Raw genomic sequence first — 14,488 nt, forward strand, 5'->3', positions numbered from 1 at the left:
CTCCGTTTCCGTTTATTGGCTTACTTTGACCATGGCGGGCCGCAGCACGCGGTCTTTCAGCTTATAACCTTTTTGCAGCTCCTCAACAACCGTGTTCGGCTCATAGCCTTCCGCTTCCGCCTGCATGACGGCTTGGTGCAAATAAGGGTCAAACGGCTTTCCGACCGCCTCGATCGCCTCGACGCCTTCTTTCTTCAAGGCGTCAACAAGCGACCGGTACACCATTTCCATCCCTTGCAAAATCGATTTCGCCTGTTCGTTGTCCGTCTCTATTTTCAACGCGCGTTCAAAGTTGTCAAGCACCGGAAGCAAATCGCTCGCCAAGCTTTGGGCGCGGTATTTTTCAGCCGCTTCCATCTCCTGGCGCGTCCGGCGGCGGAAGTTTTCAAAATCGGCGTACAGGCGGAGATACCGGTGTTCCATCTCTGAAAGCTTCGCTTCCAATTCGGCGATCTGCGCCTTGGCCGCCGCCAACTCCTCGGCCGTTGGCGCTTTTTCCGCCGGCTCCGCCGCTTCCTCCCCACCGGCCTCTTCAAGCGGAACGCCGCCTGATTCCCCCTCGGGCTGCGGGGCGGCTTCTTCCTCGATCGGTTGCTCCCGCTCCGGCTCATCGTATGTAGCTTGTTCCATCACTTGTTTTTCTCCTTGCTCCATCGCTTTCACCTCCCTGCCGGGGCTCTTCCCTTTTATGTATCAATGGCCACAAGGAAAGGATGGATGCGCGATCCATCCGTTATCCAATATGGCCATTCTTATTGACTTTGATACCATTTCGCGAGCGCGGCCGACAAATCGGAAGCGACACGGTTTAAGACAGTGATGACGCGCGAGTATTCCATGCGCGTTGGACCAAGAATCGCGATCGCCCCGAGCGGCTCATCGCCGACCGAATACGTCGCTGTAATCAAGCTGCAGTTTTCCATGCCGCGCAGTTCGTTTTCATGCCCGATCGAAACCCGCACTCCTTTTTGGGTTTGCTTGCGGAGCAGGCGATAAATGTCTTTTTCCTGCTCAATGATGTCCAGAAGCGGGCGCACTTTTTGGATGTCGCTGAACTCCGGCTGGTTGAGCATATTCGCCTTGCCGGCGAAAAACACTTTTTCTTCTTCAGGGGCATCGAGCGTCTCAATGAGCGTATTGAGCACGCTGTCGTAGTTGCGGATGTGCCGGCGCAATACGTCGGCCACTTCCGTCTCCATTTTTTCTTTCAAATCAATGAGCGGAACGCCGTTCAACCGCTCGTTGAAAATGTTGACCATTTTTTCGAGGTCGCCTGCGTCCATCGATGACGGAATCGTCACGACCCGGTTTTCAACATGGCCGGTGTCCGTCACGACGATGGCGACGGCTGTCTGTTCGTTGAGCGGAACGATTTGCATCCGCTTCAGTTTGCTTTCTTTAAACGTCGGCCCGAGCGCGATGGATGTATAGTTCGTCAGCTCGGATAAAATTTGCGCCGACTTTTGCATCAGTTTTTCCAGCTCATAGATGCGCTCGGCAAACACGGAGCGGATTTTTTGAATGTCCGCCCTTGTCAGCCGCTGCGGCGGCAGCAAATGGTCGACGTAGTAGCGGTACCCTTTTTCCGACGGCACACGGCCGGAAGAAATGTGCGTTTTTTCAATATAGCCGAGCTCCTCCAAATCCGCCATCTCATTGCGGATCGTCGCCGAGCTGAACGCGATTTGATGCTTTTTCGATAACGTCCGCGAACCGACCGGCTGCCCAGAACGAATGAAATCGTCGATAATCACCTGCAAAATCAGCAGTTGGCGGTCCGTTAGCACGTGTCTCACCTCTGTTAGCACTCGAACAATTCGAGTGCTAAATCTACTACTAGGGTAGCAAATCGCCCGGCAAATGTCAATGTTTACATTTCGCCGAGGAACGCGGCAAACACTTCATTGCCGAGCAGCTTGCCTCGTTTGGTCAAGCGGATGTGAGTCTCCGTTTCCTCGAGGCGTCCGTTTTCGATTTCCCGGCGGATCGCCGCGCCAAATATGTCGTGGAGGTCGCGGCCGAACTTTTGCCGAAAGCAGGCTTTGGACACCCCTTCCGTTTTGCGCAGCCCTAAAAACATTTCCTCTTCCATCTGCTCGCGAGTGGTCAAGCGGCGCACGTCGCGGTGCGGCCATTGGCCGCGTTCGATCGCGCTGATGTAATGCCGGATGGGACCGATATTCGCCCGCCGCACCCCGTGGATATAGCTGTGCGCCCCAGCGCCGATGCCGTAGTACTCCTCGTTGTTCCAGTACGTCAAGTTGTGCCGGCTTTCAAATCCCGGCAAAGCATAGTTGCTGATTTCGTATTGCCGATAGCCAGCGGCAGCCATCTGCTCCATCGCTGCTTCGTACATCTCGGCTTCCATCTCTTCGCCCGGTAGACGGAGCCGCCCTTTCCGCCATTCGTTATAAAAAATCGTCCTTGGCTCCAAAATGAGGGAATAAGCAGAAAGATGCGGCACATGAAGCGAAAACGCCGCTTCTAAATCGGCCGTAAACTGCTCAAGCGTCTGCCCCGGCAAACCGTACATTACATCAATGCTGATGTTCTGAAACCCGACTTCTCTGGCCAACGCTACAGCCCGTATGACGTCGCCTCGCCGGTGCGTGCGGCCGATCGTTTGCAGAAGCTGATCGTCAAATGTCTGCACCCCCAGGCTCAGCCGATTCACTCCGGCATCGCGCAAAATAGCGAGCTTTTCTTTCGTCAAGCCGTCCGGGTTGGCTTCGACGGTAAATTCGGCCGTTTGCGGGTCAAACTGAAAATGGCGGTGGATGCTCGCAAGCAAACAGCCGAGCTGCGCCGGCTCAAGCACCGTCGGCGTGCCGCCGCCGATAAACAGCGTCTTGAGTTGGCTGCCAAATTCCGCCGCCGTCCACACCATTTCTTTGTCCATCGCCCGCAAATAGTCGTCAATCGGCTGGCCGGCGGCGAATACTTTGTTAAAATCGCAATAATGGCAAATATGGGCGCAAAATGGAATATGAAAATACGCTGAAACGGCCATCGGTCCTCCTCCTTTCAGCCGGCGGCGCCGCAGGAAACAAACAAGGCTATCCCCAACGGAGACAGCCTTGCTCGTTATTTTTTCTGGTCGTCGATTTTCAAGACGGCCATAAACGCTTCTTGCGGCACTTCGACCGACCCGATTTGTTTCATCCGCTTCTTTCCTTCTTTTTGCTTCTCAAGCAGCTTCCGCTTCCGCGACACGTCGCCGCCGTAACATTTTGCGAGCACGTTTTTGCGCAACGCTTTGATTGTCGAACGGGCGATGACCTTGTTGCCGATCGCCGCCTGCACCGGCACTTCAAATTGCTGGCGTGGAATCAAATCTTTCAGCTTTTCAACGATCGCTTTGCCGCGCTCGTACGCAGAGTCGCGGTGAACGATAAACGATAAGGCATCGATTTTTTCGCCGTTTAGCAAAATATCCATCTTGACGAGATTGGACGGCCGGTAGCCGATCAATTCGTAGTCGAATGACGCGTACCCTTTTGTGTTCGACTTTAAAGCGTCGAAAAAGTCGTAGACGATCTCGGAGAGCGGAATATCGTAAATAAGCATGACGCGCTTTTCATCCAAATATTGCATATCGACAAACGTGCCGCGCTTTCCTTGACACAGCTCCATCACCGGACCGACATAGTCGTTTGGCACCATGATCGTCGCTTTCACATACGGTTCTTCAATGCGGTCGATTTTTTGCGGGTCGGGCATGTTCGTCGGGTTGTCGACGTCAACTTCCGTTCCGTCGGTCAAATGCACCTTGTAAACGACGCTCGGCGCGGTCGTGATCAAATCGATATGAAATTCGCGCTCGAGCCGCTCTTGGATGATTTCCATATGAAGCAAGCCGAGAAATCCACAGCGGAAGCCGAACCCAAGCGCCTGCGACGTTTCCGGCTCAAAGTGGAGCGCCGCATCGTTCAATTGCAGCTTCTCGAGCGCCTCGCGCAAATCGTTGTAGCGCGCCGTATCGATCGGATACATCCCGCAAAACACCATCGGATTGAGCTTCCGATAGCCCGGGAGCGGTTCAGCTGCCGGCCGTTCGGCATCGGTGATCGTATCGCCGACGCGCGTATCTTTCACGTTTTTAATCGAGGCGGTCAAATAGCCGACATCACCGACCGTCAATTCGTCGACGACTTTTTGCTTCGGCGTGAACACGCCGACTTCCGTCACTTCAAACTCCTTGCCGGTCGACATCATTTTAATGCGCTGCCCTGGCTTCACCGTTCCGTCGACGACGCGGACATAGGCGACGACGCCGCGGTACGGGTCATAAAGGGAATCAAAAATGAGCGCCTTCAGCGGCGCATCCGGATCACCCGAGGGAGCCGGAATTTTTTCGACGATTTTTTCCAAAATTTCTTCGATGCCGATGCCGACTTTGGCCGAAGCAAGCACCGCGTCAGAGGCGTCCAAACCGATGACATCCTCAATTTCTTGACGCACCCGCTCCGGTTCAGCGCTTGGCAAATCGATTTTGTTAATGACCGGCAAAATTTCTAAATTGTTGTCGATCGCCAAATACACGTTGGCGAGCGTCTGCGCTTCAATGCCTTGCGCCGCATCGACGACCAAAATCGCCCCTTCGCAAGCGGCCAAGCTGCGCGACACTTCGTACGTAAAGTCGACGTGGCCCGGCGTGTCGATCAAATGGAAAATATACTCTTCGCCATTTTTCGCTTTATATGTCAACTGAACCGCATTCAATTTAATCGTGATGCCGCGCTCGCGCTCAAGCTCCATCGTATCGAGCGTCTGCTCGCGCAATTCACGCTCCGACAGCGCCCCCGTCTTTTCCAAAATGCGGTCCGCCAGCGTCGATTTTCCGTGGTCAATGTGAGCAATAATCGAAAAATTGCGGATCCGTTCCTGCCGTTTCAACCGTTCTTCCCGGTTCATCGTCTCTCACTCCTGCTTCTTCGCAAAACTACACTAGCTTTGATTATAGCAACAGCGCGAAGAAGATTCAATGATGAACGAAAAGCCAAGCCGCCGTTCGGGCTTTCCGGAAAGACGCGAAACGGCCAGAGCCGCGCCAAGAAAACAATCGACAATATGGAAAGCGCAGCACTTTGTGCTCCAGCCGGCGGACGGCGTCCAAAAGAAAAAGCCGCCATTGTGACGGCACGTTCCTGTTTCGTCCGCACATGAACGGGCTAGTCCAACACCCGGCCGACGAGCGAAAACAGCATTTCCATGAGCGCGGTGACGGCATCGGCAAAAAGTTGGCCGAGCCTAGAGAACAAGTTGAACGTTTTCAGCTCGCGAATCGTTTCTTGCTTTTCTCCTAAATCTCCAGCAACGACCGGCCGGCCAAACACCGCCGCTTCCACCTCACCATTTTCCCTTTTTTTCATATCGATGACGGATGGAAACGACGGATCGGCATAACCGCGCATCCGTTCCATGCCGCGATGCGCCTCTTGCATGCCAAACAACACGCCGAAAAAAAGAAGAAAGATCGCTAGAGTAAAGCGGATGAACCATCGTGCCATAGTGACGCTCCTTTACTTTTTCTCCGCCGGAGCCGGCGCTTCGACTTTTTCCGCCTGCCAATAATAGTCGCTGAATACGTCAGCGAGCGCCGACACGGAACGAAACAACTCCGTAAACGTATTGTCAACACCGCCGACTTCAATTAAAATCGCGTTTTCCGATAAATCTTGATTAAACTTGCCGTTCGTCCCGGCTCCTTTTTTCTCGATCACCCCGCGGCTCAACCCTGGATATTTCTTTTGCAGCAACTGATGCAACGCGGTAGCCAGCTGCAAGTTTTTCTCGTATGTCGCGTTTTCTCCGCCAATAATGAATGCGACACGCGCATAATCAACGCCGTTGATCGTAGCCGTCGTATATTTCCGCCGCCGCGAATCGCGATGGATATCGATGAAGTAGTGCAAGTCACGATTTTGCTTCATTGCTGCGACCACTGTTTGGCGGGACATATCATACGATTGGGAGTATTTCATCCCTTTCTTTAACAATTCGCTGACAATGTCGATTTTGCTCACTTCAGCCCCGATGCCGCGCTTTTCCAGTTCTTCCGCTAACTTTTCCCCCACTTTTGTGATGTTGACCGTCGGGTGAAACGCCAAATCCGGGTCAGTGACCCCTTTGAGCGCCGGCAAAAACGACTCATGCGTATGGGTATTGTAAATGTAGACCACTTTTTTCCCTCCGGTCGTCTGCGATGGCGGGGGAACCGGTTTTTCATCTTCGTTCTTGTTTGCTTGTTCGAGTTCATCGACCGAGGCTTGCCGTTCCGCAAGCATCGCCTCAAGCGGCGGCGCTGATTCGTATGGCATGTTCGTATAATCCGTTCCTTCACCAGCGATGAGAATTTTGCTGTCATAAAGGGCAAAGCCCGGCAGCTCGCTGCCAAGCAGGCTGCGCGGGTCATCGGGATTGATGCTCGTCGCCAGGCGGAACAATAGCGATGAGTAATTCGTCTGCCGCCGATCTTTCGGCAGCAGCTGCGCAAAATATCGATTTTCCAAGGCGAACAGACGAATGAACGTCTCTTCCGGAAAATGGGCCGCCATATCGTTCAGCGATGATGACGACGGACGGTATTCCGGCCGCAGCGATGTGAGCGCTCCGACAAGCATAAACATCATCATGCAGCCAAGGATGATGAGCATCAACAGTTTCTTTATGCTGGCTCCTGGAATCGCGATCATGACGTTTGGGGAGCGCCATCGTTTCATATTCCCACCCTTTCCCGGCTTGTCTCCTCAGTTTAACGTATGGCCAAGCGGGAAAAGATAGAACTGTTTTTTGTTTAATGGGTGTAGGAGCCGACATTGCCTTGGTCGACTTGCCGATGCAGCGCCGCATTCAAGCCGCCGGCTAATAAGTTGGCCATATCGCCGATAAACGAATCGATCTCTTTTGGAGTCACCATCAAATTATGCCCGAGCGGGGCGAGCACTTCATAGATGAGACGCCGCTTTTCTTCATCGCCAAGCGTGCCGACCATGCCAAGAAACGTCGACCGTTCTTGCGGCGACGGCATGTCTTGTTCCGTCAATTTTCGTTTGCGCCCAAACGTCCAGCCCGCCGGAGCGAGCGCGCTTGACGGCCGTTTCCCTTCGCGCATTTCGCGGCCGAAGTGCTTCAAAATGAAATCGATCGTGTCGCTCGTGATGGAGACCGCATCGACAACCGTCGGAACGCCGATCGAAATGACCGGAATGCCAAGCGTTTCATAGCTTAACTCTTTCCGCTTGTTGCCGACCCCGGAGCCAGGATGGATGCCGGTGTCAGAAATTTGAATCGTCGCGTTGACCCGTTCGATCGAGCGGGCAGCCAAGGCGTCAATCACAATGACAAAATCCGGCTTTGTTTTCCGGACGACGCCGTCGATAATGTCGCTTGTTTCAATCCCGGTCGTCCCCATCACCCCCGGAGCAAGGGCGCTCACCGGCCGGAAGCCTTCCTCGACGCTTTCCGGCTGCAGCTGGAACAAATGACGGGTGACAAGCACGTTTTCCACCGTGAGCGGCCCGAGCGCGTCCGGGGTGACGTTTTGGTTGCCGAGCCCGACGATCAAGCAGCTCGCTTGATCGGGAATGCGGAGCCGCTTGAAAAAGGCGCTGAGCTGCTCGGAAAAAATGCGCTGCACGTTTTGCTGCAGCTCGGTGTTTTGTTCGCGGATGCCTTGCGCTTCAATCGTCACGTAGTGGCCTGGCTTTTTGCCGATCGAGGCCGCTCCTTGTTCCGTGACATGCACATGCGACAGCTTGACGCCGTTGATCTCCTCGTCATGAATGATGACCCCCTCAATCGGCGCGGCGCTTTCTTGTTTTTGCTGCAAGCGCTCCTCGAGTGCGATCTCATGCGCTTCGATCGCTAAATCCGTGCGCACCGAGTACTGGCGTAAATCGAGCGGCTGTTCCATGTCGTTCCTCCCCATTTCTGCCGTTTTCTTTTATTGTCGCCGCAATCAGGCCCGGTCATTCATGTTTCGTAAAGGATTTTCGCTTGAACACTCTTGCATAATCCAAACACGTTTGATAGAATAACACTTGTTCTTCCTGTTGTTCACAACAGAAAGTAGGAATGGTAACGGAGGTGAACGAACGTGGCTAACATCAAATCAGCGATCAAACGCGCGAAAACGAGCGAAAAGCGCCGGGCTCACAACGCCTCGATGAAATCGGCCATGCGTACGGCGATCAAAAAATTTGAAGCGCTTGTTGAATTGAAAGACGTGGAAAAAGCGCGCGAGGCATTCATTATTGCGTCGAAAAAATTAGACAAAGCTGCAAGCAAAGGCCTTATCCATAAAAACGCCGCCAGCCGGCAAAAATCGCGCTTAGCGAAAAAATTGAACAGCATCCAAGCTTCCTAATCAAAAACGACCTGGCGCCAGGTCGTTTTTTTGTTTTTCTTTATGTTCACGGCAAACGGCCGGGCGATCGCTTCACCGCCGGCCGTGACGCCCCGCTTGCGCCGGGCGGGTGCCCCACCGCATCAGAAGCAGCTCAACGGCCAACCGGCGATCGACCGCTCCGCTTTTCACCTCGTAATCGGCGTCAGCGAGCTCGTTGATCGCCTCAGCAAGCTCTCCGTCAGCGAAGTGGGCCGCTTGAGCAAGAGCGAGCTTGACGCGGAACGGGTGCACCTTGAGCGCCGCAGCAATTTGCGCCTGCCCGTAGCCTAAGGAGGCAAGCCATTTCACTTGCGAAAGCAAGCGGAAATGGGCGGCGAGCAGCGCCAAAATTTTGATCGGCTCTTCATTGTTTTCAAGCAGATCATAAAACGTCTGCAACGCTGCTGGAATGTCGCGCTTCGCCACTTGCTCGACAAGCACAAATACGTTTTCTTCCGGCGTGCGGGCGACAAGCCGCTCAACCGCCGCCGCCTCGATGGTTCCGCCCGATCCGGCAAACAGGGCCAATTTATCGATTTCATTCGCCAAGGCGGAAAGCTGCGTCCCGGCCCGCCGCAACAGGACATCAATCGCCTCGTCGCTTGCTTGCGCCCCTTGGCTCTCGATGCGGCGCCGCACCCAGGCACGCAGCTCCGCTTCGGCGAGCGGGGCGGCGATGACGACTTCGCTTTGCTCTTTGGCGAGCTTCGTAATTTTTTTTCGCTCATCAAGCTTCTCGTACGGCGCGAAAAAGACGACGATCGAAAACGGCGACGGCGCCTTCAAGTACGCCTCCAGCTTCGCCAAATCATGTTCGATCTCCTTCTCTTTTTCAGACGTAAAAAAATATGGATGCTTGATGAGAATGACACGCCGCTCGCCGAAAAACGGCGCCGTCTCGGCCTCCTCAAGCGCCGCCTCGATCGGCGTTTCCTCGCAGTCGTACACAGCCAAGTTCCACTCCCGCTCCTCCGGGCCAAGCGCTGCGTTCACCAATCGCTCATACGTTTCCATTAATAAAAACGGCTCATTGCCGTATAATAAATAAAGAGGAGAAAAACGCCGTTTTTCAATGTTTCCCCATACGCGTTCCAACATGTTCCCGTCTCCATTCCCTAGCAAACGTCTCTGCTAGAAAAGATACACCGTTTTTCGTCATTTTACAAGGGAACCGGCTGCCGAAAAAACCGGTTCCCCTTTATATAAACGCCAGCCTATAAGTCCTAGGACCTTATTGGCCAGCGGGTTATTTTTATGTTTTCCCGGCTGTTTGAAAGTATTTGTGTCAACTGTTGTCAAGGAAGGAAAAGAAGCGAGCGGCGGTAGATTTTTCACGCGTTTTCGTCTATACTAAAAATGATTGAACGAGGAGGGGGAAAACGATGAACGTATTTGAAAAGGAAGTGCAAAGCCAACGAAATGACGCCGTCGATTCCGCCGTCGGATTCATCGTGTCGTTCGGCTTTTTCGCTACCATGTTCATCATCGCCACATTGATCGAATTTTTCGGTCGATAAGGATTGCTTACATAAGCAATCCTTATTTTTTGTTTTGGCTGAAACGTTCCGTTTTTTTGTGCACTACATCTTATGGTTTCATCCCCTGAAAGGTTCCACCGTTTTCGTCATACACATAGCAAATGGCCCCGTTTTCATCCGTCCGCCAAATGATCGCCCGTTGTTGCCGAAGCCGCATAAGCACCTCGGGGGACGGATGCCCGTAGCGATTGTAGCGGCCGACGGAAATGATGGCCGCTCGCGGCTTGACCGTCCGCAAAAACGGCTCTGTTGTCGACGTTTTGCTGCCGTGGTGGGCGACTTTCAATACATCGGCGCGCAGCTCTGGATAAGCGCGGATGAGCGCCTGTTCCGCCTCTTCCTCGATATCCGCAGCAAACAGCCATGTCAAGCGGCCGAGGCGGGCGAGCAATACAAGCGAGCCGTTATTATCCTCATTGTTTCCCGCCTCCGGGTGCAATACGGAAAACGCGGCATCCCCCACCTTCCACCGATCCCCCCGCACGCTGGCGGCCACCGGCACGGAAAACGGGCGCGCCATCGCCTTGACGGCCGGCAGCGCTCCTGGGCTTGTGACAATCTTCTTAACGCGCACGGCTGCCATCACCTCGGGAGCAGACCCGATATGGTCGGCATCATCGTGCGTCAAAATCAGCTGATCAAGCGTCCTCACCCCTTGGGCTTTTAAAAACGGCACGACAACGTCGCGGCCGACAGAAAACGGACGCGACCGCTTGCGCCACGGTTCGCGCGCCCATTCCGGCGTCCCGCCCGTGTCAATGAGATAGACTGCTTTGCGATGCGGAAGCTCAATATAAATGCAGTCTCCTTGTCCAACATCCAATATCGTTACTTCTCCCTTTGGATTCATATACGGAGAAGCCATATGCAGCGCCGTCGCCGCCGCCACCGCTGTCAATCCGCGGATCAGGCGGCCGCGTTCCCAATCCAAAAACGCCGCCGCGATGGCTGTCAGATAACCAGCTAAGCACCACGGCCCCGGACGGCCGAGCACAAGCATAAACGAGTAATCGACCGAGAAAAAATGGACAACCGCATCCGTCAGCTCAATGAGACGGCTAAACAGCCAAATGAGCGGAGAAAAGGGAAAAACTGCGGATAGAAAAGCGAGTGGCAAGATGACAAATGAATACCAAGGGACAAAGAAGACATTGAGTCCTACGCTCCAAACAGAAACTTCATAAAAATGGTAAAGCAAAACCGGCAGCGCGGCAAGCTGAGCGGCGAGCGCGGTCTGAAACAAGTTTTGGAGCATCGAACGAGCAGAGGCGAGCACCGATACATGGGCGAGAAGGGCAAACGTGACAAGAAACGATAGTTGAAAACCGACATCCCAAACCATATAGGGGTCAAAGACGAGCAGGGCAAGCGCTGTCCAACTCAACGCATCCAGCGGATGGATCCTTCCTTTTTTCCACTGGATGGCCAACACAATCATCCCGGTCGCACAAGCGCGCAGCACCGACGGCGAAGCGCCGGCGAGCACCGCATACATAGGCAAGAAAACGAGCAAAGCAAGCACGGCCGCTTCGCGCGTCACAAACCGAATGGCAGCGGCCAACGCAGCACTGACAAGCAGGGTGACATGGCCGCCGGAAATGGCCAACAAATGGATGATCCCGAGCTGCTGGTAACCGCTAATCACTTCCTCGTCCAACGAGCGGCGTTCGCCATAAATGAGCGCAGCGGCGATGCCGGCCGCTTCCGGCGGAAACCGGGCTTCAATGCGGCGGACGCCAGCCTCGCGAATGGCTTCAAGCCGTTCGATGATGGCGGGACGGACGCGCACGCAAGCAGAAAGATCGATCGCCTCAGGGAGAAAGAGCCAATGAATGCGGTGGCGGCGCAAATAACGGCGGTAATCAAACGCATACGGATTGCCAGCTGGCATGGGGCGCTCGAGCGTTCCCTTTAGCCGGCACACGACCCCAGGCATGAGGTGCGCACGCAGCGCTTCTTTTTCCGCAGCCGTCCGAATGATGTAACGGAGCTGCACCCGCTCCTTGCCAGCTTGCACCGCCGCCTGCAATCGATCGCCGTCGATCGCCGGCGCGGCGGAAAAACGAACGGAAAGCGAATGACGGCCGCCGGAAAGGGAAGTTTTGTTATGATGGTCAACGATGAGAAAATAGACAAAAAAGAAGAGAGCTGCAACGAGAGCAGGAAGGAAACAGTGCGGCCGGCGGATGAAAAGAAGAAGGAGATACACAACGAGGAGAAGACAGGCGGTTTGGGACGGCGAGGCCGCCGCGACGGCCAAAAGCGCCGCCGCGGCGGGATAGACGGCTTGTCCTTTCATGCTTCACCTCCGCCGCTGGCAAGAAAGGCAAACACATCCGTTTTCAGCGGCACTTGCACAAGCCGGACGCCAGCTTGAGCAAACAGCTCCAAGGCGTACGGGTGGTTTTTGTAGTCTTGGGCGTAATAGACAGCGCGAATGCCGCTTTGAATGATCGCCTTGCAACAATGCAAGCACGGAAAATGGGTGACATACATCTCGGCCCCCTCGGTCGGGACGCCGAACTTGGCGCATTGCAAAATGGCATTCATTTCCGCATGGATCGTCCGTACACAATGGCCGTCAATAACGTAGCACCCTTCATCGGTGCAATGGGCGCCCCCGGCGATCGAGCCGTTGTACCCGCCGGCGATGATGCGCTTATCGCGCACAATCGTCGCCCCGACGGCGAGCCTTGTGCACGTGCTGCGCAGCGCCAACAGATGGCTTTGCGCCATAAAGTATTGATCCCATGTGATGCGTTCCATTCTACGTCCCTCCGCTCGTTTCCATACTTTTAGTCTACCCGCCGCCGCCTGCCCCCGTCAACGCCGAAAAACGTCCGCAGCAGCCCTGATCCGCCCATAAACGAGAAGCATTGCGCTCCCCCGCCTCGTTTACGGCACAAGCAAATACGGTTTCAATTTCTCCAGCGTTTTTTCGCCAATTCCGGTTACATTCAACAAATCTTCCACCCGCTGGAACGGCCCGTGTTCTTCGCGATAGGCGATGATCGCTTTTGCCTTCGCCGGTCCGATGCCGGGAAGCTGCATCAACTCCTCTTCCGTCGCCGTATTGACCGCCACTTGCGGCCCGTCCCGAGCTCCATCGCTTGGAGACTTGCCGACGGCATCTGACGCTGGTGCGGCCTCGCCTTTTTTCGGCACGTAAATCATCATCTCATCGCGCACTTTTGCCGCCAGATTGATTTTCGTTTCATCCGCCTCGTCCGTCAATCCGCCGGCTAGGGCGATAACATCGCGAACGCGGGCGTCCGCCGCCACTTCGTACACTCCTGGCTTCGCGACCGCCCCTTTCACATCCACCACAGCGGTTTTGGGCGCCTCGTCCTTTTTTTCTTCCGGCCGGGCGGCATCCGTTTCAGCCGCCGCCGGCAAGACGACTTGCCCCTTTTCATCCGTCGGATGACGAAACACCCATAACCCCGCCGCCGCAGCAAACAACAAGAACATCCCTACTTTCCCATACCGTTTGCCAAGCTCCTGCACATGCTCCCACATACGATCCCATCCTTTCCATCTCCAGTCATAAACCGAGCCTTTTTCTCATACATATCGAAAAAGAGAGTTCCGGCAAACCAAAACCGGGAGGGGGGACAATGCATGAACATCGGCGTTATCGGCACGGGGAATATGGGCACCATCTTAATCGAAGCGTTCCTCGACTCCGGCGCCGTGAAAGCGGATCAGCTCGTCATAACGAACCGTACGCTTGCGAAAGCGTTCGCGATACAACGCACATATCCCGGCATCACGGTGGCTGCCAACGCGGCTGAAGTCGTCAAACAATCCAGTCTCGTTTTTTTATGCGTCAAGCCACTCGACATCCATCCATTATTGCAGCAACTGGCCCCGCACTGGACAAGGGAGCATTGCCTTGTGTCGATCACAAGCCCGATCAGCGTAAAACAGCTTGAAGCAGCCGTCCCTTGCCAAGTCGTGCGCGCCATTCCGAGCATTGCAAACCGGGCGCTCTCCGGCAGCATCCTTGTCACCTTCGGATCACGCTGTTCGACCGCCTGCCGGCAAACGATCGATGATCTTCTCCGGCGCATCGCCTCGCCGGTGTACATCGACGAGGCCATCACCCGCGTCGCCTCCGACATCTCAAGCTGCGGCCCGGCGTTTTTCAGCTATTTGCTTCAGCGCTTCATCGACGCCGCAGCGGCCAAAACCGCCATCACGAAGGAACAGGCGACGATGCTGGCGACCGATATGATCATCGGTCTTGGGGAACTGCTCAAGCGGAATCTGTACACATTGCCAACGTTGCAGGAAAAAGTATGCGTCAAAGGCGGCATTACCGGGGAAGGAATCGCTGTGTTGGAACAACGAATGAACGGCGTCTTTGAAGAAGTGCTGGCGAAAACACATGAGAAGTTTAAAGAAGATGTGGAGAAGGTGAAGCAACAATTTTCATAGGTTTCATTCGACGCAGAAAGGGAAATTCCTGCTTTGTTTTGCAAAAAAGATATCCCTTGAACCTTCAGCTAGGAGATAATGTTGCAATCCTCACCCAGCCTTTTGGCTGGGTGCAATCGAT

General features: G+C 54.6%; 14 protein-coding genes. 3 read left to right on the forward strand and 11 right to left on the reverse strand.

Annotation, left to right across the window (positions count from 1 at the left end; translation table 11 throughout):
* Positions 1-12: 12 nt before the first annotated feature.
* The 7 genes from grpE to gpr form a co-directional block, all read right to left on the reverse strand.
* Positions 13-654 (reverse strand): nucleotide exchange factor GrpE, encoded by a 642-nt coding sequence (gene grpE, locus GT3570_RS12155; protein ID WP_013524168.1) that lies wholly within the window; start codon positions 652-654, stop codon positions 13-15.
* A gap of 98 nt (positions 655-752) precedes the next feature.
* Positions 753-1,787, reverse strand: coding sequence for a heat-inducible transcriptional repressor HrcA (hrcA, locus tag GT3570_RS12160; protein WP_014196378.1), 1,035 nt, complete (start codon positions 1,785-1,787; stop codon positions 753-755).
* 83 nt (positions 1,788-1,870) lie between these two features.
* Complete coding sequence (gene hemW, locus GT3570_RS12165; RefSeq protein ID WP_062898823.1) at positions 1,871-3,010, reverse strand: radical SAM family heme chaperone HemW; 1,140 nt, start codon at positions 3,008-3,010, stop codon at positions 1,871-1,873.
* A 74-nt stretch (positions 3,011-3,084) separates the two neighbouring features.
* On the reverse strand, positions 3,085-4,914 hold the full coding sequence (lepA, locus tag GT3570_RS12170) for a translation elongation factor 4 (protein ID WP_011231987.1): 1,830 nt from the start codon (positions 4,912-4,914) through the stop codon (positions 3,085-3,087).
* Positions 4,915-5,171: 257 nt separating this feature from the next.
* Positions 5,172-5,510 carry a YqxA family protein gene (locus GT3570_RS12175; RefSeq protein ID WP_011231988.1) on the reverse strand — a complete coding sequence of 113 codons (339 nt, stop codon included), beginning with the start codon at positions 5,508-5,510 and terminating at the stop codon, positions 5,172-5,174.
* A gap of 12 nt (positions 5,511-5,522) precedes the next feature.
* Positions 5,523-6,722: a stage II sporulation protein P gene (gene spoIIP, locus GT3570_RS12180; RefSeq protein ID WP_011231989.1), complete on the reverse strand. Its 1,200-nt coding sequence runs from the start codon at positions 6,720-6,722 to the stop codon at positions 5,523-5,525.
* 74 nt (positions 6,723-6,796) lie between these two features.
* Positions 6,797-7,915 carry a GPR endopeptidase gene (gene gpr, locus GT3570_RS12185; RefSeq protein ID WP_011231990.1) on the reverse strand — a complete coding sequence of 373 codons (1,119 nt, stop codon included), beginning with the start codon at positions 7,913-7,915 and terminating at the stop codon, positions 6,797-6,799.
* A gap of 183 nt (positions 7,916-8,098) precedes the next feature.
* Between gpr and rpsT the strand changes: the two genes are divergently transcribed.
* Positions 8,099-8,368: a 30S ribosomal protein S20 gene (rpsT, locus tag GT3570_RS12190; RefSeq protein ID WP_011231991.1), complete on the forward strand. Its 270-nt coding sequence runs from the start codon at positions 8,099-8,101 to the stop codon at positions 8,366-8,368.
* A 72-nt stretch (positions 8,369-8,440) separates the two neighbouring features.
* Here rpsT and holA read toward each other — a convergent pair whose 3' ends face one another.
* Positions 8,441-9,487 (reverse strand): DNA polymerase III subunit delta, encoded by a 1,047-nt coding sequence (holA, locus tag GT3570_RS12195; RefSeq protein WP_062898824.1) that lies wholly within the window; start codon positions 9,485-9,487, stop codon positions 8,441-8,443.
* Positions 9,488-9,771: 284 nt separating this feature from the next.
* On the opposite strand from holA, the gene GT3570_RS18080 reads away from it, so the two are divergent.
* Complete coding sequence (locus GT3570_RS18080) at positions 9,772-9,906, forward strand: YqzM family protein (protein WP_011231993.1); 135 nt, start codon at positions 9,772-9,774, stop codon at positions 9,904-9,906.
* 70 nt (positions 9,907-9,976) lie between these two features.
* Here the strand turns inward: GT3570_RS18080 and GT3570_RS12200 are convergent, their stop codons facing one another.
* From GT3570_RS12200 to GT3570_RS12210, 3 genes are all read right to left on the reverse strand, one after another.
* Complete coding sequence (locus GT3570_RS12200; RefSeq protein WP_062898825.1) at positions 9,977-12,226, reverse strand: DNA internalization-related competence protein ComEC/Rec2; 2,250 nt, start codon at positions 12,224-12,226, stop codon at positions 9,977-9,979.
* Entirely contained in the window at positions 12,223-12,693 is a 471-nt protein-coding gene (locus tag GT3570_RS12205) for a ComE operon protein 2 (RefSeq protein ID WP_020755680.1), read from the reverse strand. The genes GT3570_RS12200 and GT3570_RS12205 overlap by 4 nt, the downstream gene beginning before the upstream one ends.
* A 129-nt stretch (positions 12,694-12,822) precedes the next feature.
* On the reverse strand, positions 12,823-13,446 hold the full coding sequence (locus tag GT3570_RS12210; protein ID WP_062898826.1) for a helix-hairpin-helix domain-containing protein: 624 nt from the start codon (positions 13,444-13,446) through the stop codon (positions 12,823-12,825).
* Positions 13,447-13,548: 102 nt separating this feature from the next.
* Here GT3570_RS12210 and comER point away from each other — a divergent pair, with 102 nt between their 5' ends.
* Entirely contained in the window at positions 13,549-14,367 is an 819-nt protein-coding gene (gene comER, locus GT3570_RS12215; RefSeq protein WP_020755678.1) for a late competence protein ComER, read from the forward strand.
* The last annotated feature ends 121 nt before the right edge of the window (positions 14,368-14,488 follow it).

The organism is Geobacillus thermoleovorans (assembly GCF_001610955.1).
Taxonomy (GTDB): Bacteria; Bacillota; Bacilli; order Bacillales; family Anoxybacillaceae; genus Geobacillus; species Geobacillus thermoleovorans.